24 protein-coding genes are annotated in these 25,039 nt (G+C 66.4%); 11 read left to right on the top strand and 13 right to left on the bottom strand.

What is annotated here, in order from left to right:
- Nucleotides 1-66 precede the first annotated feature (66 nt).
- Nucleotides 67-2,034, bottom strand: coding sequence for a M13 family metallopeptidase (locus FQ377_RS05140; protein WP_148600192.1), 1,968 nt, complete (start codon nucleotides 2,032-2,034; stop codon nucleotides 67-69).
- A gap of 222 nt (nucleotides 2,035-2,256) precedes the next feature.
- Here FQ377_RS05140 and leuA point away from each other — a divergent pair, with 222 nt between their 5' ends.
- The 3 genes from leuA (at nucleotide 2,257) to FQ377_RS05125 (ending at nucleotide 5,607) form a co-directional block, all read left to right on the top strand.
- On the top strand, nucleotides 2,257-3,999 hold the full coding sequence (leuA, locus tag FQ377_RS05135) for a 2-isopropylmalate synthase (RefSeq protein WP_148600191.1): 1,743 nt from the start codon (nucleotides 2,257-2,259) through the stop codon (nucleotides 3,997-3,999).
- Between the two features lie 67 nt (nucleotides 4,000-4,066).
- Nucleotides 4,067-4,813: a DNA repair protein RecO gene (gene recO, locus FQ377_RS05130; protein WP_395858467.1), complete on the top strand. Its 747-nt coding sequence runs from the start codon at nucleotides 4,067-4,069 to the stop codon at nucleotides 4,811-4,813.
- Nucleotides 4,810-5,607 (top strand): isoprenyl transferase, encoded by a 798-nt coding sequence (locus FQ377_RS05125; RefSeq protein WP_148600189.1) that lies wholly within the window; start codon nucleotides 4,810-4,812, stop codon nucleotides 5,605-5,607. The genes recO and FQ377_RS05125 overlap by 4 nt, the downstream gene beginning before the upstream one ends.
- A gap of 12 nt (nucleotides 5,608-5,619) precedes the next feature.
- On the opposite strand, the gene FQ377_RS05120 is transcribed toward FQ377_RS05125, so the two are convergent.
- Entirely contained in the window at nucleotides 5,620-6,621 is a 1,002-nt protein-coding gene (locus tag FQ377_RS05120; RefSeq protein ID WP_148600188.1) for an alpha/beta hydrolase, read from the bottom strand.
- 68 nt (nucleotides 6,622-6,689) lie between these two features.
- On the opposite strand from FQ377_RS05120, the gene FQ377_RS05115 reads away from it, so the two are divergent.
- Nucleotides 6,690-7,769 (top strand): quinone-dependent dihydroorotate dehydrogenase, encoded by a 1,080-nt coding sequence (locus FQ377_RS05115; protein WP_148600187.1) that lies wholly within the window; start codon nucleotides 6,690-6,692, stop codon nucleotides 7,767-7,769.
- Nucleotides 7,770-7,841: 72 nt separating this feature from the next.
- Here FQ377_RS05115 and FQ377_RS05110 read toward each other — a convergent pair whose 3' ends face one another.
- A complete protein-coding gene (locus FQ377_RS05110; protein ID WP_148600186.1) occupies nucleotides 7,842-8,432 on the bottom strand; it encodes a DUF3043 domain-containing protein in 591 nt (196 codons plus the stop codon).
- Nucleotides 8,433-8,560: 128 nt separating this feature from the next.
- Between FQ377_RS05110 and FQ377_RS05105 the strand changes: the two genes are divergently transcribed.
- The 6 genes from FQ377_RS05105 (at nucleotide 8,561) to FQ377_RS05080 (ending at nucleotide 14,573) form a co-directional block, all read left to right on the top strand.
- A complete protein-coding gene (locus FQ377_RS05105; protein WP_148600185.1) occupies nucleotides 8,561-9,979 on the top strand; it encodes a dipeptidase in 1,419 nt (472 codons plus the stop codon).
- Nucleotides 9,980-10,123: 144 nt separating this feature from the next.
- On the top strand, nucleotides 10,124-10,501 hold the full coding sequence (locus FQ377_RS05100) for a HesB/IscA family protein (protein WP_148600184.1): 378 nt from the start codon (nucleotides 10,124-10,126) through the stop codon (nucleotides 10,499-10,501).
- 171 nt (nucleotides 10,502-10,672) lie between these two features.
- The gene (gene ctaC, locus FQ377_RS05095; RefSeq protein WP_148600183.1) at nucleotides 10,673-11,545 is read left to right on the top strand and encodes an aa3-type cytochrome oxidase subunit II; all 873 of its coding nucleotides are present in this window, start codon (nucleotides 10,673-10,675) and stop codon (nucleotides 11,543-11,545) included.
- Nucleotides 11,545-13,272 (top strand): aa3-type cytochrome oxidase subunit I, encoded by a 1,728-nt coding sequence (gene ctaD / locus FQ377_RS05090; protein ID WP_148600182.1) that lies wholly within the window; start codon nucleotides 11,545-11,547, stop codon nucleotides 13,270-13,272. Before ctaC ends, ctaD begins: the two co-directional genes overlap by 1 nt.
- Nucleotides 13,269-13,670: a cytochrome c oxidase subunit 4 gene (locus tag FQ377_RS05085; RefSeq protein WP_148600181.1), complete on the top strand. Its 402-nt coding sequence runs from the start codon at nucleotides 13,269-13,271 to the stop codon at nucleotides 13,668-13,670. The genes ctaD and FQ377_RS05085 overlap by 4 nt, the downstream gene beginning before the upstream one ends.
- 114 nt (nucleotides 13,671-13,784) lie before the next feature.
- On the top strand, nucleotides 13,785-14,573 hold the full coding sequence (locus FQ377_RS05080) for a GntR family transcriptional regulator (RefSeq protein WP_148600528.1): 789 nt from the start codon (nucleotides 13,785-13,787) through the stop codon (nucleotides 14,571-14,573).
- A 141-nt stretch (nucleotides 14,574-14,714) separates the two neighbouring features.
- Here the strand turns inward: FQ377_RS05080 and qcrB are convergent, their stop codons facing one another.
- The 4 genes from qcrB to ctaE form a co-directional block, all read right to left on the bottom strand.
- Nucleotides 14,715-16,397 carry a cytochrome bc1 complex cytochrome b subunit gene (qcrB, locus tag FQ377_RS05075; RefSeq protein WP_148600180.1) on the bottom strand — a complete coding sequence of 561 codons (1,683 nt, stop codon included), beginning with the start codon at nucleotides 16,395-16,397 and terminating at the stop codon, nucleotides 14,715-14,717.
- Nucleotide 16,398: 1 nt separating this feature from the next.
- Entirely contained in the window at nucleotides 16,399-17,421 is a 1,023-nt protein-coding gene (gene qcrA / locus FQ377_RS05070) for a cytochrome bc1 complex Rieske iron-sulfur subunit (RefSeq protein ID WP_148600179.1), read from the bottom strand.
- A gap of 78 nt (nucleotides 17,422-17,499) precedes the next feature.
- Nucleotides 17,500-18,291, bottom strand: a complete 792-nt coding sequence (gene qcrC / locus FQ377_RS05065) for a cytochrome bc1 complex diheme cytochrome c subunit (protein ID WP_148600178.1) — start codon at nucleotides 18,289-18,291, stop codon at nucleotides 17,500-17,502.
- A gap of 86 nt (nucleotides 18,292-18,377) precedes the next feature.
- Nucleotides 18,378-19,016 (bottom strand): aa3-type cytochrome oxidase subunit III, encoded by a 639-nt coding sequence (gene ctaE, locus FQ377_RS05060; RefSeq protein ID WP_148600177.1) that lies wholly within the window; start codon nucleotides 19,014-19,016, stop codon nucleotides 18,378-18,380.
- Between the two features lie 147 nt (nucleotides 19,017-19,163).
- On the opposite strand from ctaE, the gene trpD reads away from it, so the two are divergent.
- Nucleotides 19,164-20,225, top strand: a complete 1,062-nt coding sequence (trpD, locus tag FQ377_RS05055) for an anthranilate phosphoribosyltransferase (protein ID WP_187393260.1) — start codon at nucleotides 19,164-19,166, stop codon at nucleotides 20,223-20,225.
- A 75-nt stretch (nucleotides 20,226-20,300) separates the two neighbouring features.
- Here the strand turns inward: trpD and FQ377_RS05050 are convergent, their stop codons facing one another.
- From FQ377_RS05050 to FQ377_RS05025, 6 genes are all read right to left on the bottom strand, one after another.
- On the bottom strand, nucleotides 20,301-20,582 hold the full coding sequence (locus FQ377_RS05050; RefSeq protein WP_148600176.1) for an Lrp/AsnC family transcriptional regulator: 282 nt from the start codon (nucleotides 20,580-20,582) through the stop codon (nucleotides 20,301-20,303).
- Nucleotides 20,583-20,616: 34 nt separating this feature from the next.
- Nucleotides 20,617-21,045: a DUF3054 domain-containing protein gene (locus tag FQ377_RS05045; RefSeq protein WP_148600175.1), complete on the bottom strand. Its 429-nt coding sequence runs from the start codon at nucleotides 21,043-21,045 to the stop codon at nucleotides 20,617-20,619.
- Nucleotides 21,046-21,155: 110 nt separating this feature from the next.
- Nucleotides 21,156-21,728, bottom strand: coding sequence for an MOSC domain-containing protein (locus tag FQ377_RS05040; RefSeq protein ID WP_148600174.1), 573 nt, complete (start codon nucleotides 21,726-21,728; stop codon nucleotides 21,156-21,158).
- A gap of 168 nt (nucleotides 21,729-21,896) precedes the next feature.
- Nucleotides 21,897-22,799 (bottom strand): hypothetical protein, encoded by a 903-nt coding sequence (locus FQ377_RS05035; RefSeq protein WP_136455078.1) that lies wholly within the window; start codon nucleotides 22,797-22,799, stop codon nucleotides 21,897-21,899.
- A gap of 551 nt (nucleotides 22,800-23,350) precedes the next feature.
- On the bottom strand, nucleotides 23,351-23,683 hold the full coding sequence (locus tag FQ377_RS05030; RefSeq protein WP_136455080.1) for a helix-turn-helix domain-containing protein: 333 nt from the start codon (nucleotides 23,681-23,683) through the stop codon (nucleotides 23,351-23,353).
- Between the two features lies 1 nt (nucleotide 23,684).
- A complete protein-coding gene (locus FQ377_RS05025; protein ID WP_246021316.1) occupies nucleotides 23,685-24,845 on the bottom strand; it encodes a tyrosine-type recombinase/integrase in 1,161 nt (386 codons plus the stop codon).
- Between the last annotated feature and the right edge of the window lie 194 nt (nucleotides 24,846-25,039).

Raw genomic sequence — 25,039 nt, 5'->3', positions numbered from 1 at the left:
AGGACGGACCACCGCACACCCGAGCGTCCCCTCAGAGCCGCCCGGGAGCAGCAGGAGCGCGGGGCGTCACCAGATGCGGACGCGGTCCTCGGGGTCCAGCCACAGCTCGTCGCCGGCCGCGACGTCGAAGGCCTCGTGGTACTCGTCGAGGTTGCGCACCACCTGATTGCAGCGGAACTCGTTCGGGGAGTGGGGATCGACGGTGAGTCGCCGTCCGGCCTCCTCGGGCCGGATCTTCTGCTGCCAGCATGTGGCCCAGGACAGGAAGAACCGCTGGGTCCCGGTCAGGCCGTCGACAACCGGAGGCTCCGCGCCCTCGAGGCTGAGGAGATACGCCCGGTAGCTGATGCCCAGTCCGCCGAGATCGCCGATGTTCTCCCCGAGGGTCAGTTCACCGTTCACCGTCCGGTCCGGCACCTCGGTCGGGGCCAGCGCTGCGTACTGGTCCACAAGACGGCCCGTCAGGGCGTCAAAGGCCTCCCGGTCGGCCTCGTTCCACCAGTTCAGCAGCCGTCCGGTCCCGTCGAACTGCGAGCCCTTGTCATCGAAGCCGTGCCCGATCTCATGGCCGATGACCGCCCCGATGGCGCCGTAGTTCACAGCGGCGTCGGCGGCGATGTCGAAGAACGGCGGCTGGAGAATGGCTGCGGGGAAGACGATCTCGTTCATGGTGGGCATGTAGTAGGCGTTGACGGTCTGCGGCGTCATGAGCCACGCACCGCGATCGATGGGTCCACCCAGCTTGTCCAGTTGCCTGCGGTGCTCGAACTCGGCGGCGCGCAGCACATTACCGTACAGATCGGACGGCCTGACCTCGAGGGGCGTGTAGTCGATCCACTCCTCCGGGTAGCCGATCTTGGTGCTGAACAGGGAGAGTTTCTCCAGGGCCCGCTCGCGCGTCGCGTCGGTCATCCAGGTCAGCGCCGCGATGGACGACTCGTAGGCCCCGATCAGATTGGCCACGAGGTCGAGCATCGCCGCCTTGTGGGTCGCGGGGAAGTGCCGCTGGACATAACGCTGTCCGATCTCCTCTCCCATGGCTCCCTCGACGAGGGCGACGCCGCGCTTCCAGCGTTCCCGCAGGCGCGGCGTGCCGGCCAGGTGGGTGCCGTAGAAGGCGAAAGCGGCCTCGACGAAGCGCTCGTCGAGGTAGTCGCAGGCGTGCAGGAGCACGCGGCTGGCCAGCCACTGCTTCCAGTCGGAGAGACTCTCCTCGGCGAGGGCCGTATCGAGACCCCGCACGAAGTCGGGCTGGTTCAGCACCACCTCCGCGGTTTGTCCGGGCGTGTCGGCGACGATTCGTAGCCAGGGCTCGAGCACCGCCGACATGCCGGTCAGCTCGTCGTGCTCCAGCAGGTTGTACGTCTTCTGCGGGTCCCTGCGCTCCACACTCCCCATGGACGAGGCGGCGAGGCGGGTCTCGAGCGCCAGGACGCGATCCGCGGTGGCCCCGGCGTCGTCCGTACCGACGAGCCCGAACAGCGCCGCAAGCAGGTCCCTGTACCTGGTGCGTGTCTCGGCGAAGCCTTCCTCGCGGTAGTACGACTCGTCCGGGAGCCCCAGGCCCGACTGGTGCAGGTGGAGCAGATAGCGCTCCGGGTCACCGGCGTCGTTGCTGACGTAGGGAGCGAGCACACCCTGGACACCCGAGCGGGTGAGACCCGCGCTCAAGGACACCAGTTCCGCGATCGACGTCGTCGCCCCGATCCGCTCGAGCAGGGGTTCGACCGGAGTCGATCGCTCCGCCTCGATCCGATCGGTGTCCATGAACCCGGCGTACAGCAACCCGAGCTTCACTCCCGCGTCTCCTGCTGCCGGCGCCGATCCGTCCGGGGTCGCTGCAGCAGCTTCCTCGATGATGGTGCGGACCGCGAGCTCGGAGGCATCACGCAGTGCCGTGAACGACCCGGCCAGGGGCCGGTCGTCCGGAATCACCGCGTCGCGCAGCCATACGCCGTTGGCGTGCCTGAACAGGTCGTCCTGCGGGCGGACGTCCGTGTCGAGCTGGTCCGGGTCGAGTGTGCTGATCGTCATGGGCGCTTCCTGTTTCCTCCGCGGCGCCGGCATCCGTGGGCCCGCGCTCCTGAGAAGCCATCCTATGGCCCGTGCTAGGGTGACGGCATGCGTGCACGGATGACTCTTCTTCGGTGCCGCGGCGGGGCCAGCTAGACGTTCGAGCTACCGGCCGACCCTCGCCGCGGCGTCTGACATGCCCGGCCACCGGCACCCCAGCTCAGCGAGAAGAGAAGGCCCCCCATGCTCAAGGCACAGCAGACATCCGGAATGCCGTTCGGCAAGTACCGCCCGTTCCAGGACCTGATCACCGTGGACCTACCGGACCGGACGTGGCCCGATCGGGTCATCACCAAGGCTCCGCGCTGGTGCGCGGTCGATCTCCGGGATGGTAACCAGGCCCTGATCGACCCGATGGATCCCCAGCGCAAGCACAAGATGTTCGACCTCCTGGTGGGGATGGGCTACAAGGAGATCGAGGTCGGCTTCCCCTCGGCATCGCAGCCGGACTTCGACTTCGTCCGCCAGCTCGTCGAGGGCGACCGCATCCCTGACGACGTCACCATCCAGGTCCTCACGCAGTCCCGCGAGCACCTGATCGAGCGGACCTACGCCTCCCTCGAGGGGGCGGACCGGGCCATCGTCCACCTGTACAACTCCACGTCGGTCCTGCAGCGGCGCGTCGTGTTCAACCAGGACCAGGACGGCATCATCGACATCGCGCTCCAGGGGGCCCGGCTGTGCCGCAAGTTCGAGGAGAACATGGGCAACACCGAGATCACCTACGAGTACTCGCCGGAGTCCTTCACGGGAACGGAACTGGAGTTCGCCGCCCGGATCAGCAACGAGGTCTCGGCAGTCTTCGAGGCCTCGTCCGACCGCCAGCTGATCCTCAACCTGCCCGCCACCGTCGAGATGGCCACCCCGAACGTCTACGCCGACTCGATCGAGTGGATGAGCCGTAATCTCGCGGACCGCGACAGCATCATCCTCTCGCTGCATCCCCACAACGACCGCGGAACGGGAGTCGCAGCGGCGGAACTGGGCTATCTCGCCGGCGCCGACCGGATCGAGGGCTGCCTGTTCGGCAACGGCGAGCGGACGGGCAACGTGGACCTCGTGACCCTCGGTATGAATCTCTTCAGCCAGGGCATCGACCCGGAGATCGACTTCTCGGACATGGACGCGATCCGCCGGACCGCCGAATACTGCAACCAGCTCACCGTGCCGGAGCGTTCACCCTACGGTGGGGATCTGGTCTTCACCGCGTTCTCCGGGTCCCACCAGGACGCGATCAAGAAGGGTTTCGACCGGATGGAACGCGACGCCGCTGAGGCGGGCGTCGGAACCGAGGACCTGCCCTGGGCGGTTCCCTACCTGCCCATCGACCCGCAGGACATCGGGCGCTCCTACGAGGCGGTGATCCGCGTCAACTCGCAGTCCGGCAAGGGCGGAGTTGCCTACCTGCTCAAGAACGAGCACAGCCTGGACCTGCCGCGCCGGGCCCAGATCGAGTTCTCCGGGGTCATCCAGCGGCGCACGGAGTCGCAGGGGGGCGAGGTCAGTGGCGCGCAGTTGTGGTCCGTGTTCCAGGACGAGTACCTGCCGGTCCGCGCCGAGGGCGGAGCCGGAGCCTGGGGTCACTACGCGTTGACCTCGGTCAACACCGACACGGCGGAGGACGGGTCCTTCAAACTCGCCACCACCCTCATGGTCGACGGCGTCCAGCAGCGCCGCTCGGCACAGGGCAACGGCCCGATCGATGCGCTGCTGGAGATCCTGCGCCAGGACGGCGTGGACCTGCGGGTCCTCGACTACACCGAGCACGCCCTGTCCTCCGGCGGCAATGCCCGCGCCGCAGCCTACGTGGAATGCGCCATCGGGGACCGCGTGCTGTGGGGAGCGGGGATCGACGCGAACACCACGATGGCGGCATTGAAGGCTGTTGTCTCCGCAGCCAACCGGGCCGTCCGCGACGCCTCCTGAGCCACGGATGCCGCCCATCCGTGCGGCGGGCGGCTTCCGTGGGGGCGACAGATGGGACAATAATCTCGTGCCCTCGTCCTCCGCGTCACGTACCTACCGCACCCACGGTGTCGTCCTGCGCACCTACAAGCTCGGCGAAGCCGACCGCATCATCGTGCTCCTGACCCGGGACCATGGCCAGGTGCGTGCGGTCGCCAAGGGCGTACGGAGGACGAGCAGCAGATTCGGCTCGCGCCTGGAACCGTTCATGGCCGTGGACCTGCTCCTGGCACACGGTCGGAATCTGGATATCGTCACCCAGGCCGAGACCAGGGGGTCCCACGGCTACGGCATCGCCTCGGACTACGGGCGCTACACGGCCGCGACGGCCATCGCCGAGACCGCGGAGCGCCTCACCGACATCTCGGAGGCGGGCAGCGCCCAGTATGCCCTCGTCGCCGGGGCCTTCTCCGCCCTGAGCCGGGATCTGCACCCGGCCGAGCTCATCCTCGACTCGTATCTGCTCCGGGCCCTGGCGACGGCGGGGTGGGCCCCCAGCTTCACGGACTGCGCGCGCTGCGGTGCGCCCGGACCCCACAGTGCCTTCTCGGCCCCGCTCGGCGGGGCCGTGTGTCCCGCGTGCCGACCACCCGGGTCCGCCTCACCCTCCGCCGCCGCGATGGAGTTGCTCGCGGCGCTGCTCACGGGGGACTGGGCCACCGCCGACTCGTCCGGGAACGGTGCGCGCCGCGAGAGCGCGGGCCTCGTCGCGGCCTACCTGCAGTGGCACCTGGAGCGCTCCGTCCCTTCCCTCAAGCACGTGGAGCGGGTATGAGGAAGTCCGACCGCCGTCCCGACGCGCCATGGCCCCACCCGAGCGGCGAGCAGGCGCCCGCCATCCCGCAGGCCTTCGTGCCCGCTCATGTCGCGATCATCATGGACGGCAACGGACGCTGGGCGAATGAGCGCGGTCTACCGCGGACCGAGGGCCACCGGGCCGGAGAGGCGGCCCTGCTCGACGTCGTCGCGGGCGCCATCGAGATCGGTGTCCGGCACGTGTCGGTCTATGCCTTCAGCACCGAGAACTGGAAACGGTCTCCCGAGGAGGTGCGGTTCCTCATGGGCTTCAACAAGGAGGTGCTCCGGCGTCAGCGGAACCAGCTCGACGCCTGGGGGGTGCGGATCCGCTGGTCGGGGCGACGCCCCAAGCTGTGGCAGTCCGTCATCCGGGAGCTCGAGGACGCCGAGCAGCACACGCGCCACAACACCACCTGCACCCTGACCATGTGCGTCAACTACGGCGGGCGGGCGGAGATCGCCGATGCGGCGCGCGCCATCGCCGAAGATGTCGCTGCAGGCACCCTCAAGGCGTCGTCCGTGAGCGAGAAGACCATCCAGCGCTACCTGGACGAGCCGGACCTGCCGGACGTCGATCTGTTCCTTCGCACCTCGGGGGAGCAGCGGCTGTCCAACTTCATGCTGTGGCAGTCAGCCTATGCGGAGATGGTCTTCATGGACACGCTGTGGCCCGACGTCGACCGCCGGACCCTGTGGCGGGCCATCGAGGAGTACGCAGCACGCGATCGTCGCTACGGGGGAGCGGTGGACCGGGCCGCCTCGGGCGCCTGACCTGCATCCCGGTCACGGAACCCGGTGCTCCAGCCACCCCAGCACCGCCGCAGTGCCCTCGCGCCGCACCGCCGGCTCGGAGAGGAACACGTCGTGGAGGGCGCCGGGCAGGCGGCGGAGCGTGACGTCGTCGCCGAGCTCGGCGGCCCGGTGCACCATCGGGGTGACATCGAGGATGCTGTCCGTGTAGCGCATCGCCTCGCTCCACGTGGCACTGATGGTGGAGGCCCGGGAACAGACCACGAGGACCGGCACCGCGATGGAGACGCCGTCGGCGAGGACTGCATGCCCGGCGAGGACGGCTCGGAGCCAGCCGACGCGGACCGGGAACCCGGCCTCCGGGCGCCACGCCGGATCGATGGGCCACTCGCCGTCGCGGGAGTCGCTGATGTTCCGGAAGTAGAACCCGAGTTCGGGCAACGGGATCCTTGCCTTGGGTCGACGGCGGGAGACGGTGTCGAGGATTCCCTGGGCGGCCGTGCGCAGCAGTGCACTTCCCTGCAGGTCGAGCCAGGGACTATTGAGCACCAGGGCAGCAATTCGACCCGGGTTGCGGTGGGCCCACAGTGTGGCGATCAACCCTCCCATGGAGTGCGCCATCAGGACGAGGTCGACGGTAACCGGCACCGCTGCACGCTCGTCCAGCCGCTGCCGGATCGCTCGGAGTGCGGCCTCGAGATCGGCGTCGTAGTCCTCCAGCGACGTGGCGAAGCCCGGGGTCTGGCCCGGGCGCAGGCTGCGTCCGTACTTGTGCAGGTCGAGCGCGAAGAAGGCCCAGCCCTGCTCGTGCAGGGCCCGGGCGAGCTCGGCATGCAGGAAGTAGTCGCTGAAGCCGTGCAGATAAAGCACCGCCCGGACCCGCCCGGTGCCTTCCGCGACCGGCGCGGGTACCGGACCGTCGGGTTCGTAGGCGACGAGGGTCGCGGCGCGCGGCCCTTCGTCGTCGGATTCGAGGGGAAGGGTCTTCGAACGGAACGAGGCGCCGAGGACGTCCTCGGACCAGGGCTCTGGCATGCCCTGACCCTACCCCGCCCGTCCTGACACAACTTGGAGGTGCGCAGTGCGCGTGGGATTCTGGAGTCATGCGTATCTACCCGACGTTCTTCCGGATCGCCTTCTCCGGAATGGATGCGGAGAAGGCCCACACGATCGGCTCCACCCTCATCCGGATGGTGGACCGCACACCCGTCGGCTGGGTGCTGCGCCGCCGGTGCGCACCCCACGAGTCCCTCGCCACAACCGCGTTCGGGGTGGATTTCCCCTCGCCCTTCGGACTCGCCGCCGGCTTCGACAAGGCCGGCACAGGTGTCCTGGCCCTCACGGCGCTGGGCTTCGGCCACGTCGAGATCGGGACGATCACGGGCCGGGCCCAACCAGGCAACCCCAGGCCACGGCTCTTCCGCCTGGTCGAGGATCGGGCGGTGATCAATCGCATGGGCTTCAACAACGACGGCGCCGCGCAGGTGGCGCCGCGCCTCCGCTCGGCCCGGCGTACGCTGGAGCGCCGCTACGGCCCGGGCAGGCGTCCGATCGTCGGCGCCAACATCGGCAAGACCAAGGCGGTCGACATCGCGGACGCCGTCGAGGACTACCTCGAGAGCGCCCGCGAGCTGGCCCCCGTGGCCGACTACCTCGTGGTCAACGTGTCGTCGCCGAACACTCCCGGCCTGCGGCTCCTGCAGGGCGTGGACCAGCTCCGGCCCCTGCTGGAGGCAGTGCGTCGTACAGCCGACGAGGCCGCGGACCGGCACGTGCCCCTCCTGGTCAAGATCGCGCCGGATCTGCTGGACAAGGACATCGACGACATCGGTGCGCTGGCGCTGGAACTCGGCCTCGACGGCGTGGTGGCCACCAACACGACGATCACGCGCGGGAACCTCCGCACCGATCCGGACACGGTCATCGCGCGGGGGGTCGGCGGCCTCAGCGGTGCCCCCCTCAGAGCGCGATCCCTCGAGGTCCTCGTCCGCCTCCGAGCGGCCGTGGGCCCCGAGCTGGCGATCATCGGTGTGGGCGGCGTAGAGAGCGCCGAGGACGTCGTGGAACGACTCGAGGCCGGCGCCACCCTCGTCCAGGGCTACACCGGATTCCTCTACGAGGGCCCCCTCTGGGCGCATCGGATCAATCGCGCGCTGGCTGCACGGGCGCGATCGACCGCCTGAGGCTCGCGTGACCGGAACGACAGACGGCAGCCGCACGCCCGGGCACACCCGGGGAGCGGTACCGGGAAGCGGTTAGGAAGGGTAATCGCCCCGGCGCACCTGCGGCTTGGGCAGCCTGAGTCGACGCAGTTGCAGCGCGCGGGTGGTCGCGTACCAGAGATCGCCCTGGTTCGGTTCCCCGAACTTCTCCGTGAGCCTCTTCTTCACCTTCCGCCGCATCACGATCGTGTCGAGGATGACGGCGACGATCAGCACCCAGAACGCCATGAGGACGGCGCTCTGGACCGTGAGCGACCGGAAGAAGCTGAGCACCACGAAGAAGAGGGCGGCGATCATGAGGAATTCACCGAGATTCACGCGCGCATCGACGAACTGGCGGATGTAGCGGCGCTGTGGCCCCTTGTCGCGCAACGGCAGATAGCGCTCGTCGTCGGTATCGAGGGCCTGACGCGTCCGCGCCCGGTCGTCCCGCGCAACGGAACGGCTCTGGTCCCGCGCAGCCTTGCGATCGTTCGGTACGAGTGGCCGCCTGCGGGCGGCCTCCTGCACGCTGCGCTTGGGCGTCGGTGCGCCCTTGCCGGGCGAGCGGCGGTCCTCGGGCAGCTTCGAAGCGTTGTCGACCGCTTCCTGGGCAGTGGGGGCTTCTCTGTTTCGTCCGAACACCTCTTCAGGATACCGGGTGCTCGCAGGCCCGTACCTACCGCCGGGGCGCGGCAGGCGTGGGCAGCGAGGTCCGCGCGGGATTCGACGCTCCGCGGAGGGAACCGGGAACGTCTGTGTAGTGTGCTGGCATGACAGATACCTCCAGCACGCCATCGAACGACGCGACGCACCGTTCCCACCTCTTGCGGGCCAGCGTCGACGCCGCCTTCCCGCGTATCGTCGAGCAACTCTCGGACCTCGTCGCCATCCAGGGCATCGCCTGGGACGCCTTCGACGCCGGCGAGCTCGACCGCAGCGCGGACGCCGTCGTCGGCCTGATCAGGGGCGTGGGGATCGACGACGTCCGGATCCTGCGGGTCGACAACGACGGCGTTCCGGGCGGTCCGGCCGTCGTCGCGCGCCGCCCGGCCGCCGAGGGTCGGCCGACCGTGCTGCTGTACGCCCACCACGACGTCCAGCCGCCGGGGGACGAGGCGCTGTGGGAGACACCGCCGTTCGTCGCGACCGAACGCGACGGCAGGCTGTTTGGCCGCGGGGCAGCCGATGACAAGGCAGGCGTCATGGCGCACATCGGTGCCTTCGGCGCGCTCAGCGAGGTCCTCGGGAATTCCTTCGGCGTCGGCGTCACCCTGTTCATCGAGGGGGAGGAGGAGGCTGGCTCGCCGACCTTCCGCACCTTCCTCGAGACCTACCGCGACGATCTCGAGGCGGATGTCATCGTCGTGGCCGACTCGAGCAACTGGAAGGTCGGCGTGCCCGCACTGACCACGAGCCTGCGCGGACTCGTGGACGGCACCATCGAGGTGCGGGTGCTGGAGCACGCGGTGCACTCGGGCATGTTCGGCGGCCCGGTGCTCGACGCCCCGACCCTCCTGGCACGACTCATCGCCACCCTGCACGACGACGCCGGTGACGTGGCCATCTCCGGGCTCGCCAGCGGCGACCACGCATCCGTGGACTATCGGGAGGAGGACTACCGTTCCGATGCATCGGTGCTCGACGGCGTGGAACTCGCCGGCACCGGCTCGATCGCCTCGCGCCTGTGGCACAAGCCGGCACTGTCCATCATCGGGATGGACATCCCGAGCGTGGCACTGTCCTCCAACACCCTGCTGCCGCAGGCCCGCGCGAAGTTCAGCCTCCGGCTGGCACCGGGGCAGGAACCGGGAGCGGCCATGGACGCCGTCCGGGCGCACGTCGAAGCGCATGCTCCGTTCGGGGCTCAGGTCACCTTCACTCCGGGGGAGACGGGAAGTCCCTTCCAGACGGATACCTCCGAGCCGGCGTCGAAGGTGGCCCTGGAATCCCTCCGGGAAGCGTGGGGCGTCGACGCCGTCGAGGCAGGCATGGGCGGTTCCATCCCCTTCATCGCCGACCTCACCGAAGTGTTCCCCTCGGCGCAGATCCTCATCACCGGCGTCGAGGACCCGGACTCCCGCGCCCACAGCGCGAACGAATCCCTCCATCTCGAGGAGTTCAAGAAGGCGATCCTCGCCGAGGCGATCCTCCTCGCGCGGATCGACGACGGGGCGCTGACCCGGATATAGGGCCCACGGCGGACATCCGGGAGGAATCTTCGGTTCCTCCCGGACGTTCCCCCAAGTAACAGACCCGGCGTAGAATTGACCCAGGCCGCTCCAGACCGCGGCATTCAGAGCGGACGCACGAAGGTCCGAGCTAGGAGAAACACCATGAGCACGCCCACCGAGACCGCACCCACCATGGATTCAGCAGAACTCACCGCCCACGAGGTGGACCTCTCCGAGGTGGCGGCCGGGAAGGTTCGCAGCCTGCTCGAGCAGGAGGGCCGCACCGATCTGCGGTTGCGCGTCGCCGTCCAGCCCGGAGGCTGTTCGGGCCTTATCTACCAGCTGTACTTCGACGAGCGCGTCCTCGAGGGCGACGCGGTGCGCGAGTTCGACGGTGTCGAGGTCATCGTGGACAAGATGAGCGTCCCGTATCTGTCGGGAGCCTCCATCGACTTCGAGGACACCATCTCGAAGCAAGGCTTCACGATCGACAATCCCAACGCCGGCGGATCCTGTGCCTGCGGGGATTCCTTCCACTAGCACGTCACGACGGGGCCCGGAATTCGCTGAAACGGCGGGTTCCGGGCCCTTCTCATGTCACCGAATCGCGGGTCGTACAGGTAAGCTCTACAGTGAGTAGTAAAACTGGAGGTGCACCCCGGACAGCTTCCTGGGCGGGTGGCAACGCACGTAGAAAAGGAAGGTCCGTCTGTGAGATCGCAGGACCGAGCCGGTAGCAAGAACGTCAGGATCGCGAAGATCTCCAGCATCTCGCTGGCCGGCGCTCTCCTACTGAGTGGTTGCTCGGCAGAGGCCCAGAAGGGCTGGCTGCCGGCAGACCGCGACAACACCAACCACACCGGTCTCGTGACCGATCTCTGGGTCAATTCCTGGATCGCGGCGACGATCGTAGGACTTATCACCTGGGGTCTGATCATCTGGTGCATGGTCGCGTACCGTCGCCGGAAGAACGACACGGGATACCCGCGCCAGATCAGCTACAACCTGCCCCTCGAGGTCTTCTACCTGACGATCCCGATCTTCATGGTGATGGTCTTCTTCTACTTCACGGAACGTGACATCGCCACGATCGATGCCCGCGTGGACAACCCCGATGTGGTCGTCGATGTGCGTGGCAAGCAGTGGTCGTGGGACTTCAACTACGTGAAGGAGGACAAGTACTCCACCGGGGTGCAGGCCAACCTGAACGGTGAAGAAGGAGTCCCGGAGAATCTCCCCACCCTCTATCTTCCGGTGAACCGGTCAGTGGAGCTGCAGCTCAACGCCCGCGATGTCCAGCATTCATTCTTCGTGCCGGCATTCCTGCAGAAGCGCGACCTCTATCCGGGCCGCACCAACTACATCAACCTGACGCCCACGAAGGAAGGCACCTTCGCAGGGAAGTGCGCCGAACTGTGCGGCCAGTACCACTCGGAGATGCTGTTCAACGTCGAAGTGGTCTCCCAGGCCGAGTTCGACGCACAGATGGCGCAACTCGAGGACGGCCAGCTCGGAGACGAGTACGACCGCGACTCCTATCCGGATGATGATCCCGACACCGACCCAGCCAGGAGCAGCAGCTGATGTCCACCTTCGAATACACCCTTGAGGAAGCCGGGACCGTCGCGGCTCCGCGTGTCGTTCCGAGGTCCAAAGGACGCATCGTCGTCAACTGGATCACGTCGACCGACCACAAGACCATCGGGTACATGTACCTGATCGCGTCCTTCGTCTTCTTCTGCTTCGCCGGCGTCATGGCACTGATCATCCGGGCCGAGCTGTTCGAGCCCGGCATGCAGATCCTCCAGACCAAGGAGCAGTACAACCAGCTCTTCACGATGCACGGCACCGTGATGCTCCTGATGTTCGCCACACCGCTGTTCGCCGGATTCGCGAACGTCATCATGCCCCTGCAGATCGGCGCGCCCGACGTCGCCTTCCCGCGGCTCAATGCACTGGCCTTCTGGTTCTTCCTCTTCGGCAGCACCATCGCGGTGTCCGGCTTCATCACACCGCAGGGTGCCGCCTCATTCGGCTGGTTCGCCTATGCACCGCTGTCCAGCACCACTTTCTCACCGGGAGTGGGCGGAGATCTCTGGGTCTTCGGTCTGGCCCTCTCCGGCTTCGGGACCATCCTCGGTTCGGTCAACTTCATCACGACCATCATCTGCCTTCGTGCTCCCGGCATGACCATGTGGCGCATGCCGATCTTCACCTGGAACACGCTCATCACAGGCATCCTCGTACTGATGGCCTTCCCGCCCCTCGCAGCGGCCCTGTTCGCGCTCGGTGCCGATCGTCGTTTCGGTGCCCACATCTTCGATCCGGAAGCCGGCGGAGCGATCCTCTGGCAGCACCTCTTCTGGTTCTTCGGGCACCCCGAGGTGTACATCATCGCCCTGCCCTTCTTCGGTATCGTCTCCGAGATCTTCCCAGTCTTCAGCCGGAAGCCGATCTTCGGGTACAAGGGCATCGTCTTCGCGACCATCGCGATCGCCGCGCTCTCGGTGACCGTCTGGGCCCACCACATGTATGTCACAGGAGCGGTCTTACTGCCGTTCTTCGCTTTCATGACCATGCTGATCGCGGTGCCCACCGGGGTTAAGTTCTTCAACTGGATCGGCACCATGTGGCGGGGGTCCATCACCTTCGAGACGCCCATGCTCTGGAGCATCGGCTTCCTGGTGACCTTCCTCTTCGGCGGGCTGACCGGCATCATACTGGCGTCGCCCCCTCTCGACTTCCACGTCTCGGACACCTACTTCGTGGTCGCCCACTTCCACTACGTGGTCTTCGGCACCGTGGTCTTCGCGATGTTCGCCGGATTCTACTTCTGGTGGCCCAAGTTCACGGGCAAGATGCTGAACGAGCGGCTCGGGAAGATCCACTTCTGGATGCTTTTCCTCGGCTTCCACGCCACTTTCCTGATCCAGCACTGGCTCGGCGTCGTGGGTATGCCCCGCCGCTACGCGGACTATCTGCCGGAGGACGGCTTCACGGCTATGAACCAATTCTCCACCGTGGGATCCTTCGTCCTCGGAGCCTCGATGATCCCGTTCTTCTGGAACGTGTACATCACCTGGCGCACAGGCAAGAAGGTGGACGTGGATGATCCATGGGGCTTCGGTGCCTCCCTCGAGTGGGCTACCTCCTGCCCGCCGCCGCGGCACAACTTCACCTCACTGCCGCGCATCCGCTCGGAGCGCCCGGCACTCGACCTGCATCACCCGGAGCTGCAGCAGACCCACACTCCCGATGAGAGTGCTGCGGGCTTCATGGGGGCGGCCGACCGACAGGACACCAACGCGTGAAAATCGAGACGAAGCTCTTCACCTACCTCACCCCGTTCTTCTTCCTGGTAGGAACCGTGTACGGCGTACTCGTCGAGTGGCAGGAGCCGGTAGGCTTCCTGGCGCTGTATCTGTCCGGCGGGCTGTCGGGCATGATCGGGTTCTACCTCGGCTTCACGGGTAACCGGGTAGGACTGCGTCCGGAGGACCGTCTCGACGCCGAGATCCACGAGGGCTCCGGTGAACAGGGGCACTTCAGCCCGTGGAGCTGGTGGCCCCTGGCCCTGGCCCTCGCGGCTGCCACGGGGTTCCTCGGCCTCGCCGTCGGATTCTGGATCCTCTACATCGGGATGGGTTTCGCGGTGATCGCCCTCGTCGGTTGGGTGTTCGAGTACAGCCGTGGGGACCACGCCCACTGACACCATGATCAGTCACTATCCAGGAAGCCTGCCATCGGCAGGCTTCCTGTCGTTTAAGCCCGTGACCACCGTGGACCGATGGGAGCGGCAATTGACCTTCCGGGGGAGCAGACCATGATCCTGCCTCGTCCCTTCGATGCGGAGCGCCTTGATCCGACGTCCGTGGAGGCCAAACATGTGCAGCTGCGGGAGAGCCTCAGGGCCTACGTCGGAGGGCACGGAGAGCCCGGGGCAGCCATACCGTCGGAGCGCCGGCTGAGCGAGTACTACGACGTGGCCCGGATGACGGTCCGCCAGGCGATCGACGCTCTCGTCGCCGAGGAGGTCCTGGAGCGCATCGTGGGGCTGGGCACCTTCGTCTCGCGGAGCAAGCTCGACCTGCAGATGAAGCTGACGTCCTATACGGAGGAGATGATCCGCCGAGGGATGGTACCCGATGCCAGGGTCCTCAGCTTCGAACAGCAGGCGGCCACGCCCCTCGTGGCTCGGGAACTCCAGATCGAGATCGGGCAACCGGTCATCAGGTTCAGGCGACAGCTGCTCGCGGACGGAGAGCCGATGAGCGTGGACGAGAACTTCATCCCGGCCCATCGTGTGCAGGGAATTCTGAACGATCCTCCGCCCACCTCGCTGTACAACGTGCTGAGCGAGAAGTACGGGCTCGTCATGGAGTGGGGCGAGGACACCATCGAGGCCACAGCAGCATCACCCTCCATCGCCCGTCTGCTCAATGTGGAGCTGAGTGCCCCTCTCCTGAAGATCCAACGGCATGCCTATGTAGCGCGGGCCATGATCGACTACTCGGTGTCCTACTATCGTGCCGACCGGTACAAGCTCTGGGTGCCGCTGCAGCGCCCCGGCGTACGCACCCCGCGCGCCTACAGCTCCAAGCGTCTCGGCTAGGCGCTGGGGGTCGCAGGAGCCTTCCAGCCAATACCGCTGACCCTCCTCCGACCAGCACGGACGAAGCAGCTCCGCGACAGGGACAGATGAAGGGCCCGAGCGGTGAACGCTCGGGCCCTTCGTCAGTGCTCTATGTCGTGGCTACCGGCTCGAGATGGCCTCACGGTCCTTGGCACCAGCGACCTCTTCGTGGTGGTCACCGTGCGATGCCGCGAGTTCCCTTGGGGTGACCGGAGCCACCCTGTCCTCGAAGAAGAATCGGGAGACCCGTCCGTGGACCTTGTCGAGACGGCTCACCTTGCCATCCTTGTCCGGCGTCGGCAACTCAGCCTGGGGCGACTCGAAGCTGGTCAGCGTGTACAGCTTGTAGTCGTCCACCGGCTCGTGCACCTCGATGAATTCACCGTGGGGAAGCCGTACGATCCGACCGGTCTCCCGGCCGTGCAGCGCGATCTCACGATCCTTGCGCTGGAGGGCGAGCGAGATGCGCCGAGACACCATGAACGCCAGGATGGGACCGAGGATCACGAGGACCCTGAGCCAGTAGGTCACATCATTCAGCGAGACCATGAAGTGGGTCGCGATGAGGTCCGAGCTGGCGGCGGCCCACATGATGCAGTAGAACGTCACGCCGGCAACACCGATGGCGGTGCGGGTGGGAGCATTACGCGGACGGTCCAGCAGATGATGCTCACGCGTGTCCTTCGTGACCCACGCTTCGATCCAGGGCCAGGCGAACATCAGGGTGAACAGGATGATCGCCGGCACCAGTGCGGGGATGAGCACGTTCAGCGGCAGGGCATTGGTGCCCCACGGGAACGGGATCATGAACTCGAAGTCGAAGTTCCCGATGGTCCCGGGCATCAGCCGGAGGGCACCGTCCACCCACCCGATGTACCAGTCCGGCTGCGTGCCGGCCGAGACGGGGGAGGGGTCGTACGGCCCGTAGTTCCAGATCGGATTGATGGTGAATGCTGCGGCGATGGCGGCGAGGATACCGAAGACGATGAAGAAGAATCCACCGGCCTTCGCTGCGTATACCGGGCCTACCGGGTATCCGACCACATTGGTGTTCGTGCGGCCCGGGCCGGGGAACTGCGAGTGCTTGTGCAGGACGACCAGGAAGAGGTGCAGACCGATCATGAGCAGGATGACTGCCGGCACCAACAGGATGTGGAGCACGTACAGACGGCCGATGATGGCCGTTCCCGGGAACTCCCCGCCGAACAGGAAGAAGCTGAGATATGTTCCGACCACTGGGATGGACTTCATGACGCCGTCGATGATGCGCAGACCGTTACCCGACAGCAGATCATCAGGCAGCGAGTACCCGGTGAAACCGGCCGCGAGGCTCAGGATGAGGAGCGTGCAACCAATGATCCAATTGAACTCACGGGGCTTGCGGAACGCTCCGGTGAAGAAGACGCGCAGCATGTGGACCGCCACCGCGGCGACGAACAGCAGCGCGGACCAGTGGTGTACCTGGCGCATGAAAAGCCCACCACGGATGTCGAACGAGATGTCGAGCGAGGAGGCGTAGGCCACCGACATCTCCACGCCACGCAGCGGCAAATAGCTGCCCTCGTAGGTGGTCTCGGCCATGGAGGGATCGTAGAAGAAGGTGAGGAACGTGCCCGAGAGGAGCAGGATGACGAAGGTGTAGAGGGCCACCTCCCCGAACATGAATGTCCAGTGATCGGGGAAGATCTTCCGACCGAACTCCTTGACGATCGCGGAGCCGCCGACGCGCGAGTCGACGTAATCGGTCACCTTGCCGACGCGGGTCTTCGGTACATAGGTTTGCGTCGCAGTTGAGCTGCTCATGTCAGCCTCGCTCCCAGAAACTAGGTCCTACTGGTTCTTGAAAATCGCTCGACGCGACGAGATAGCCCTCGTCATCGACCTCGATGGGTAGCTGCGGCAGCGGGCGAGCCGCTGGTCCGAAGATCACCTTTGCCTCGTGCTCCACATCGAACGTCGACTGGTGGCAGGGACACAGAAGGTGGTGCGTCTGCTGTTCGTACAGTGCTACGGGGCAGCCGACGTGCGTGCAGATCTTGGAGTAGGCGACGATCCCGTCATATGCCCAGTCCTCCTTGCCGGGGGAGGGGTTGAGTTCATTGGGGTCGAGGCGCATGAGGAGGACGACGGCCTTGGCCTTCTCCTCCAGCTTGTGCTCGGCCTCATTGAGTCCCTCCGGGATGACGTGGAAGGCCGAGCCGATAGTGACATCGGCGGCCCGGATGGGGGTCCCACTCGGGTCCCGCGTAAGGCGGACACCCGCGTCCCACATGGTCTCCTTGAGCGCATTACCCGGCAGTGGACCCAGGTCGCGGAAGATCGCGATCGCCGGGAGAGGTGCCAGCAGGGCCGCTCCGAGGAGCGTGTTGCGGATCAGTGGGCGACGCTTGATACCCGATTCGTCGAGGATGTCGTTGACGATCTTCTCGGCGTCCTGACGATCACTCTCCGGACGGATGTCGTGGCGATCCTCGGTGACCTCGTGGTCGGGCATGAGCGTCTTGGCCCAGTGCACGATCCCGACGCCGATACCGAGCATCGCGAAGGCGGTGCCCAGGCCGAGCATCAGATTCTGCAGCCGGAGCCGCTCGATCGTCTGGTCGAGTGGGATGAAGAAGTACCCGACGAAGAACAGGAGGGTCCCGACCACCGAGATCGCGAAGAGCAGGGCGACCTGGCGCTCGGCACGCTTCTCTGCGCGGGGGTCCCGGTCCGCCAGGCGTGGCCTGTGCGGTGGCAGACCCGGATTGTCGAACTCGTCCAGCTGCCGGCCCGTCGAACCGACGGCGACCGTCGTTCCCGGGGTGCCGTGACTAGAGTCGGCCATGATCCCTCGCATCCTTCTTCAGGTGTGGCAGTGTTCGTAGATCTACAGGTGATTCGTCGACGGAGGACCCTCGGATGGTCATGAGGACCTTGACGTGAGCCACACCGTGAAGGCGATGATGACGCCGAGCCCGGCAACCCAGATGAACAGTCCCTCCGACACCGGTCCGAGCGAGCCCAGGTCCGCCCCACCGGGGGAGCCCTGCTCCTCGATGGTCTTGAGGAACGCGATGATGTCCTGCTTGTCCTCGGGCGTGATGTTCGCGTCGCTGAAGACCGGCATGTTCTGCGGGCCGGTGACCATGGCCTCGTAGATGTGCTTTTCGCTCGTCCCTTCGAGGGAGGGAGCGTACTTACCCCGGGTCAGTGCACCGCCGGCCGCGGCCGCGTTGTGGCACATGGCGCAGTTCACGCGGAACAGCTCGCCCCCGGCCGAACTGTCACCCTCGGCGGGATCGAGGATCTCGTCGGAGGGAATGGCAGGCCCGGCTCCCAGGGAGGCGACGTATGCCGCCATCTGGCGGATCTGTTCGTCGTCGAACTGAACCGGCTTGACCTGGGCCTGCGGTCCGTCCATCTGCATGGGCATGCGTCCCGAGCCGACCTGGAAGTCCACGGAGGCCGCCCCTACGCCCACGAGGGACGGCGCCGCGTCGGAACCGGTAGCACCCATGCCGTGGCAGGAGGCGCAGTTGGCGGCGAAGAGCTTGCTTCCCTCGTCGACGTCATTGGCCGTGAAGGTGGTGGTCTGTGCCTGTGCTTCGTTGGCGGTACTGGCCGCGGCGTAGATCCCGCCGGTGGCGAGGAGCGCCATCAGGAGCAGCGCTACAGCTGCTAGGGGGTGACGCCGCCTCTGCGAGAGTGCCTTCACGGGTTGCTTCCTGCCTTTTGTGATACCGGAGCTGCCGGACTTCTTCATTGAATTCTACCTCTAGTAGAAGAGCGAGCGGGTGCCAATTACTGGAGGAAGTAGATGATCAGGAACAGCCCGATCCAGACCACGTCCACGAAGTGCCAGTAGTAGGACGTCACGATCGCGGAGGTGGCCTCGAAGTGACCGAACTGCCGCGCGATGAAGGCGCGGCCGATGATCAGCAGGAAGGCGATGAGTCCGCCGATCACGTGGATCCCGTGGAAGCCGGTGGTGATGTAGAAGGCCGAACCGAACGGGTTCGAGGACAGGGAGACGCCCTCGGAGACGAGCTCCGCGTACTCGTAGGCCTGGACCGAGACGAAGATGGCGCCCATGAAGAAGGTGAGGAGGAACCACTCGACCATGCCCCAGCGGGCGATGGCGAAGGGCCCGCCCGTGCGGCGGGGCTGCAGGCGCTCTGCGGCGAAGACCCCGAACTGGCAGCTGAAGGAGCTCGAGACCAGGATGATGGTGTTGACGAGCGCGAACGGCACGTTCAGCTTCTCGGTCTCCATGGCCCATAGCTCACCGGAGGTGGAGCGCAGGGTGAAGTACATGGCAAAGAGGCCTGCGAAGAACATCAGCTCGCTGGACAGCCAGACGACGGTCCCGACGGAGACCATGTTGGGGCGGTTCAGCGCGGGATGCGGCGCGGCACTGGGGGCTTGGGTCGCGGAGGTCACGAGATCATTATGGCCCCAAGCGCGGCGCGATCACCAACGCGAAACGGCCTGCGGAGTGGTTCGGTGCAGGGCGGTCCACAACGACGCCCGTCTTGACGCGGAAGTTCCGCGGCATGACTTTCTACAATTCGTAGATAATCTGGGACGGTGAGCCTGCCGACAACCCCCTCAGCGCTGCCGTCCACCTGGCCCTCGATCTTCTCGGCCCTCCTGGCAGGAAGCGATCTGGGGACGGAGCAGAGCCGCTGGGCGATGCATTCGATCATGTCGGGCGAGGCGAGTCACGCCCAGATCGCGGGGTTCCTCGTGGCGCTGCGGGCGAAGGGGGAATCCGTCGACGAACTTGCCGGACTCGTCCAGGCGATGCTCGACAGGGCGCACCGAATCGAGGTCACCGGGCCCACGCTCGACATCGTCGGCACCGGCGGAGACGGTCTGAACACGCTCAACATCTCGACGATGAGCTCCCTCGTGGCGGTCGGCGCGGGAGCGAAGGTGGTCAAGCACGGCAACAGGGGGGCGTCGTCGGCCTCGGGAGCGGCGGACGTGATAGAGGAGCTCGGTGTCCGGCTCGATCTGGCGCCTGCCGACGTCGCGCGGACGGCGGAGCGGGCGGGCATCACCTTCTGTTTCGCGCAGGTGTTCCATCCGTCGATGAAACACGTGGCGGTTCCACGGCGCGAACTCGGGGTGCCGACGGCCTTCAACTTCCTCGGCCCCCTGAGCAACCCGGCCGGGGTGAGCGCTCAGGCGCTCGGCTGCGCCGACGCCCGCATGGCCCCCCTCATGGCCGGTGTGCTCGCCGCCCGGGGCATCCGTGCGCTGGTCTTCCGGGGCGACGACGGCAGGGACAAATTGACGACGAGCGGGACCTCCACGATCTGGGAGGTCCGTGACGGAGCGGTCCGCGCGCACGGTGTCCATCCGGCGGATTTCGGTCTCGACGTCGTACCGGTCGATGCGCTGCGTGGGACCGATGCCAGGGGCAATGCCGCGGTGGTGCGTACCGTCCTCCGCGGCGAGTCCGGACCCGTGCGGGACGCCGTCGTCCTGAACGCCGCGGCCGGTCTCGTGGCTCTCGAGGAGCGGGCGGACGGCGGTCTCGTCGACCGGATCATCTCGGCCATGGCCCGTGCCCGCGCGTCGATCGACTCAGGCGCCGCCGCAGGCGTCCTGGAGCGGTGGGTCGAGGTCAGCAGATCCTACTGAGCGCACCGGCGGGCTCGTACAGCGCGGCCGGGTGCAGCATCAGGCAACTGCAGGAAGCGGCAGCTCTCGACGACGTCAGCTGTCGAAGCCGAGCGAGAAGGCGGCGTCCAGATCGTGCTGGGAGTACGAGCGGAAGGCGATCTGCGTCGTCGTCGAACGGATGCCCTCGATCTTCGACAGGCGGTCGGCGATGACGTCCGCCAGGTCCTCGTGCCTGCTGACGCGGGCGATCGCGATGAGATCCCATTCGCCGGTGACCGAGTACACCTCGCTGATGCCCTCGATCTCGGAGATGGACTGGGCGCTCTCGGGGATACGTGAGGCATCGGTCTGAATGAGGACGAACGCGGTGATCATGGCATGCCTTTCGCGGAACCGGGGAGTCGTCGTCCTACGCTACCGGTACGCGTGACCGACGCCGTGCGAGGGCGCGACCGACGAGCCGGGGAAGCAGGAGCAGACCGCCGAGCACGAGCAGGGTGACCAGCTGGAAGCTGAGCGCCACCGAAGCGCCGGCAAGAGCCCTGAGGAGAAGACCGCCCGCAACGGTCCCCAGCCAGAGGACGACGCCGGTGGGCCAGGCGCTGCGGGCGGACCTCCAGGAACGGACGGCCGTGGCGGCGATGGCATAGGCGGAAAGGAACGGCCAGGCCGTCTGCAGAATCCCGGCGGGTGTGATGCCGTGTTCGTGTGTCCGCCGCCCCAGGGTGGCGAAGACGAGGATCAGGGCGACGTCGGCCGCGGTCCAGGCGGCTGCACCGCCCGGTCCGCTGCGCCTGCCCGGTCGCCGGGCGGCGGGGGAGTCCGGTAGGCGGGCCATGGTGCAAGCGTAGCCCCGGGATGTGCCGAAGGCCCCTGCGTATCCTCGCGGCCCTCCACGGAGTCGGCGGGGGAACTGCGCCGGGGGAGCGACGCACCCGGCAGGAGAGGTCAGGGCAGACGGCTGGGGAGGCGGACCGAGGCGATGTGCGCCCTGGCGGCGTCGAGCGGGACCGGACTGACGAGCACGGCGGGTCCCCGGTGGAGGAGCCCGCTGCTCAGGGGGCGGCACCGGATTCCACCCCGTCCGCGCATCGCCTTATGAGCTCCCGGTGCCAGGACCCGATCCATCCAGACGCAGGGGTGCGCGGGCCGACCACCGTGGAACGAGACACTGCTGCCGTCGGATTCGAGGACGAAGTCCTCGCTGACGAGTGGAGCGAGCTCCGCCCCCCGCAGGACGACATTCCGACGCGGGAGCAGGGGATCGAAAGAGGGTGATCCGAGCTGCTGTGCGATGTCCTCTAGCGATTCGACGGCAAAGAGGGTCATCGCGGCGTCCATGTGGGCTGCCTTGCCGAAGAAACGATCACCCACGATGCCCTTGCCGGCGACGACGTCGACCCTGTCGGCGTCGGTCGTGGCGACGTCCGCCACGCCGTCCCGGGAGCGTCCGAAGTAGGCATGGTCCTTCGAGACCAGCAGGTGCAGTATTTCGACGTCGTAGCGGTACTCGTGGTCCATGCTGCAACGCTAGCCGGTCTGCAGCCGTGCCACTCGGGCTTCCGTCGGCAGCCGCGAAGAACAGCGGGAGGGCGCCCAGGAGCTAGTACGGGAAAGAATGTCGTGAAGATGGGTCGCTCTTGCCGCTAGTGCTGGACCTGCGTGTTGGTGACCGGCGTATTTGAGCTGTCAGCTGCGGTGGTTGATGTAGTCGATGAAGGTGGCGCCTGAGTTCCGGCGGTGCTTGTCGGTGATCTGGTAGCTGTATCCGAGCGTGTTCGCGACGATCGCTGCGGGAATGTCGAGGACGAGGGCGCGCAGAGCCGCGTTGTGAGCGGCGCGGATTTCGATGCCCGCGTCTCGCAGTCGCGTCATGAGGGTGTTGTGATTTATGGGCTGTCCGGGGCGGGCGCCGGGGAAGAGCCAGCGCGGGTCGCCGCGATGCGCGGTCGTGTTCTGGTGAGGAAGCCGTTCGAGGTGTTGTGTCAGAACGTTGTCGAAGGGCGATGGTACGAGGATCTCGTCGTCGGTGACGCGCAGGATCGTGGCGTTGTGGCGGCGTTCGATCTGGTCGCGCGTCATGCGTGAGATGCGGGTGAGCGGTTGTCCGAAGACGAGGAAGAGCACCGCGGCGGCGCGGTCCGCGTCAGTGAGGTCGGTATGTTCGTCAAGGGCGAGCTGGATCGACGCGAGGCGCTGCGGCTGGCTGAGGATGGGTTCGGTCTTCGCTACCCGATAGGGGAAGTCGACGTGCGGTGCGTGATGGTGCTCGATGGCCCAGCGGACGAACCCGCGGGACAAGCTGTGGGTGGTGGGGCCGTCGGCGAGCCACTGATCGATGTCGGTCTGTGTGCATTGTGCGAGGGTGCTGTCGCGGCCCGCGAGGAAGGCGAGGAAGCCGAGCGCGACGGTGGTTGACTGCCGTGCGGAGAGGATCGTCCCTTTGGTCAGCATGCCGGTTTCGGCGAGGCGGTGCATCCGGTTGAGGTGGACCCAGCGTGCGTATTGCGTGATGATTCGCGCGTCCGTTTCGGGGGCGAAGGAGAGCTTGGCGGTAAGCCAGGTCTGGAACCGTTCGATGTCGAGGTTCATTGGGCCCAGCAGCTGATGCTCAATGAACAGCTCATGCAGGAAGGCGACTTTCCTCGGGTGTGGGTGGCTGGTGAAGGTGCTGTGCTCCAGCGGTTGAGTTCCTCTCGCGAGGTCGCCCAGGAGCGCGGTGGCGTCCGGGTTGGTGATGAGCCAGATAGTTGCGCTGCGAGCATGCCTCTGCTCGGTGAGCGCGGTGTGGAGGGGGAGCAGCGCCGGAGCGATCTGGCCGGTGCCGTCGTCGAGGAGAACGGTGAGGTCGTCGTTTAGAGCGCAGTGGGCGCAAAGTCCGATGCGGACGGGTTCGTCTTCGCGTCCGCATCGACTGCAGTGAAAGTCTTTCGGGATGCCGGCGCAATCCGTGCAGACGTTCGCGTCGCCGATGCGACCGGGTAGCAGTCGTTGGGTGAGACAGGCCGGGCAGATACCGTGGCGTCGGGTGGCCTGCTGGTAGCAGCGTCGGCAAATACTCCCTTCTGGCCAGGTTGTCGCGAACTTAACCCCTGTCGCCGCGCAGCGAACGCAGCAGCGCCGACCTGGTGTTCGCGGACCGGTCATTCCGGTCGGCGGATCCGGGCGCGCGCCGGTCGAATCGAGCCGTCCGGGGAGGGTCCGTCTCCAACGGCCTTCTTCGTGGTCCTCGAGCTCTCCGCCTCAATAGTGGTTGGGCAGAGTTCTTCGAAGCTGCAGTCGAGGGTGTCCAGGAGCGCGCCCAGCAGGGTCAGGTTCATTCGTTCCGGTTTGGAGCCGACGAGACGATAGATCTGCGAGGCGGAGAGTTCGATGCCCCGGTCTGCGAGGTGGGGGAGCAGGTCCGAGATGGTGTTCATTCCGCGCGCAGCCATCAGCTCGCGTAGTCGCCAGGTGTATTCGATTCGACGTCTCATGTCAGTCCTTCGCTGCGGTGGGAATCATCGTCGTGGCCATTCGAGCGATCGCATCGCTGACGACGCGGGCGCGATAGTCGGGGGAGACGCCGGTGTAGATCGACGTCGTGGATGCGTGCTCGTGGCCTACCTGTTGCTGGATGAAGAACGCGTCGTAACCGTCCTCGAGCAGGTGCGTGACATAGGAGCGTCGCAGCGAGTGGAAATCGAGCTCGTCATCCAGACCGGCCTCTCGCTTGACCTCATTGAATGCCCGGCTGACCGCATCGGCGGTGATCATGCCGCCGCGCTCCGAGGGCCAAAGACAACTCGCCCTCGGGCGGGCGATTAACGGGCGGACCTCCTCAACCCACTGCCGCATGATCTCGGTCGACCAGTCCATCTCGGGCAAGCTCAACACACTGCGTCGTTTCGGCGGGGATCCGCGCATTGCCTTCCCGAAGCGGACGTAGATGATCCCGAAATCGCCGAACTGCCGTGCCGCCGGGTTCGAAGCGCAGTCGACGAGATCAAGGGAGCGGACCTCGTTGCGGCGCAGGCCCCAGGCGTAGGCAGCCTTCATCATCGTCGCGGTTCGGAACGCGGTAACCCAGCCTTTGCTACCCTTCTGGCGGATCCGGACGACACGCTCGTCGGCGCAGTCGAACAGGTCCTGCAGCTCATCGCGGGTGTAGGGGCGCTTGCCTGGCTGCGCTATCCCGTTCTGCGCGTGACGAGCGGTATTCCACTCGTGGAACACCTGCGCCGGATGATCCCCGAAACGCTGCCAGCACTGCTCGACCCAGCCGTAGCGCGGATCACAGACGTACTCGAGGAACATCCGCAGCGCGCCCTGATAACCCAGAATCGTGGACTGCGCGGCGCCCCCGACCGCGCGCAACTCGAGGAAGAACTCGTCCACCGCGCCGACCGTCCACGACCACGGATAAGCGTCAGCGCAGACGCGAAACCGCGTCACCAACTCCCGTCGGCGATCAACCGTCGACGGCGCCAAATTCCGGGCGAACTGCTGCGCCCGCCACCCGCTGAGCATCGCCTCCCAGACCGTTTCCTCCTCATTGAGCACCGCGACGGCACCCTGCAAGTGAACGGGCACCGACCCCGGACCCACCTCAATGACACTTCGCATGATGCGCGAAATATTCGCATTAACCGCGAACACCGTCAAGCACGCCGTAAACGCCCCAGTCACAAGCCATTCCCGCTGGTCTAATGCATTACCCACGCGTCAAGGCAGCGCCGACTGGCCGGCAACCCGGCCCTCCGAAACCCGCGGCAGCGCGGAGGTCGAGGGAACCGGCCAATACGCACCTGATGCGAACATGCCAGGCTCTACCTGACATAATGTAGATTATC

It is taken from the genome of Arthrobacter echini (assembly GCF_008107445.1).
GTDB lineage: Bacteria > Actinomycetota > Actinomycetes > Actinomycetales > Micrococcaceae > Arthrobacter_D > Arthrobacter_D echini_A.
Note: the sequence above shows the minus strand (reverse complement) of the source record. Positions and strands in the feature narration are given on the sequence as shown.

What these genes read in the sequence shown, in the direction of transcription:
- FQ377_RS05140 (WP_148600192.1), bottom strand. Translation starts at nt 2,034, where the DNA reads ATGACGATCAGCACACTCGACCCGGACCAGCTCGACACGGACGTCCGC.
- leuA (WP_148600191.1), top strand. Translation starts at nt 2,257, where the DNA reads ATGCTCAAGGCACAGCAGACATCCGGAATGCCGTTCGGCAAGTACCGC.
- FQ377_RS05125 (WP_148600189.1), top strand. Translation starts at nt 4,810, where the DNA reads ATGAGGAAGTCCGACCGCCGTCCCGACGCGCCATGGCCCCACCCGAGC.
- FQ377_RS05120 (WP_148600188.1), bottom strand. Translation starts at nt 6,621, where the DNA reads ATGCCAGAGCCCTGGTCCGAGGACGTCCTCGGCGCCTCGTTCCGTTCG.
- FQ377_RS05115 (WP_148600187.1), top strand. Translation starts at nt 6,690, where the DNA reads ATGCGTATCTACCCGACGTTCTTCCGGATCGCCTTCTCCGGAATGGAT.
- FQ377_RS05105 (WP_148600185.1), top strand. Translation starts at nt 8,561, where the DNA reads ATGACAGATACCTCCAGCACGCCATCGAACGACGCGACGCACCGTTCC.
- FQ377_RS05100 (WP_148600184.1), top strand. Translation starts at nt 10,124, where the DNA reads ATGAGCACGCCCACCGAGACCGCACCCACCATGGATTCAGCAGAACTC.
- ctaD (WP_148600182.1), top strand. Translation starts at nt 11,545, where the DNA reads ATGTCCACCTTCGAATACACCCTTGAGGAAGCCGGGACCGTCGCGGCT.
- FQ377_RS05080 (WP_148600528.1), top strand. Translation starts at nt 13,785, where the DNA reads ATGATCCTGCCTCGTCCCTTCGATGCGGAGCGCCTTGATCCGACGTCC.
- qcrB (WP_148600180.1), bottom strand. Translation starts at nt 16,397, where the DNA reads ATGAGCAGCTCAACTGCGACGCAAACCTATGTACCGAAGACCCGCGTC.
- qcrA (WP_148600179.1), bottom strand. Translation starts at nt 17,421, where the DNA reads ATGGCCGACTCTAGTCACGGCACCCCGGGAACGACGGTCGCCGTCGGT.
- FQ377_RS05050 (WP_148600176.1), bottom strand. Translation starts at nt 20,582, where the DNA reads ATGATCACCGCGTTCGTCCTCATTCAGACCGATGCCTCACGTATCCCC.
- FQ377_RS05045 (WP_148600175.1), bottom strand. Translation starts at nt 21,045, where the DNA reads ATGGCCCGCCTACCGGACTCCCCCGCCGCCCGGCGACCGGGCAGGCGC.
- FQ377_RS05040 (WP_148600174.1), bottom strand. Translation starts at nt 21,728, where the DNA reads ATGGACCACGAGTACCGCTACGACGTCGAAATACTGCACCTGCTGGTC.
- FQ377_RS05035 (WP_136455078.1), bottom strand. Translation starts at nt 22,799, where the DNA reads ATGAACCTCGACATCGAACGGTTCCAGACCTGGCTTACCGCCAAGCTC.
- FQ377_RS05030 (WP_136455080.1), bottom strand. Translation starts at nt 23,683, where the DNA reads ATGAGACGTCGAATCGAATACACCTGGCGACTACGCGAGCTGATGGCT.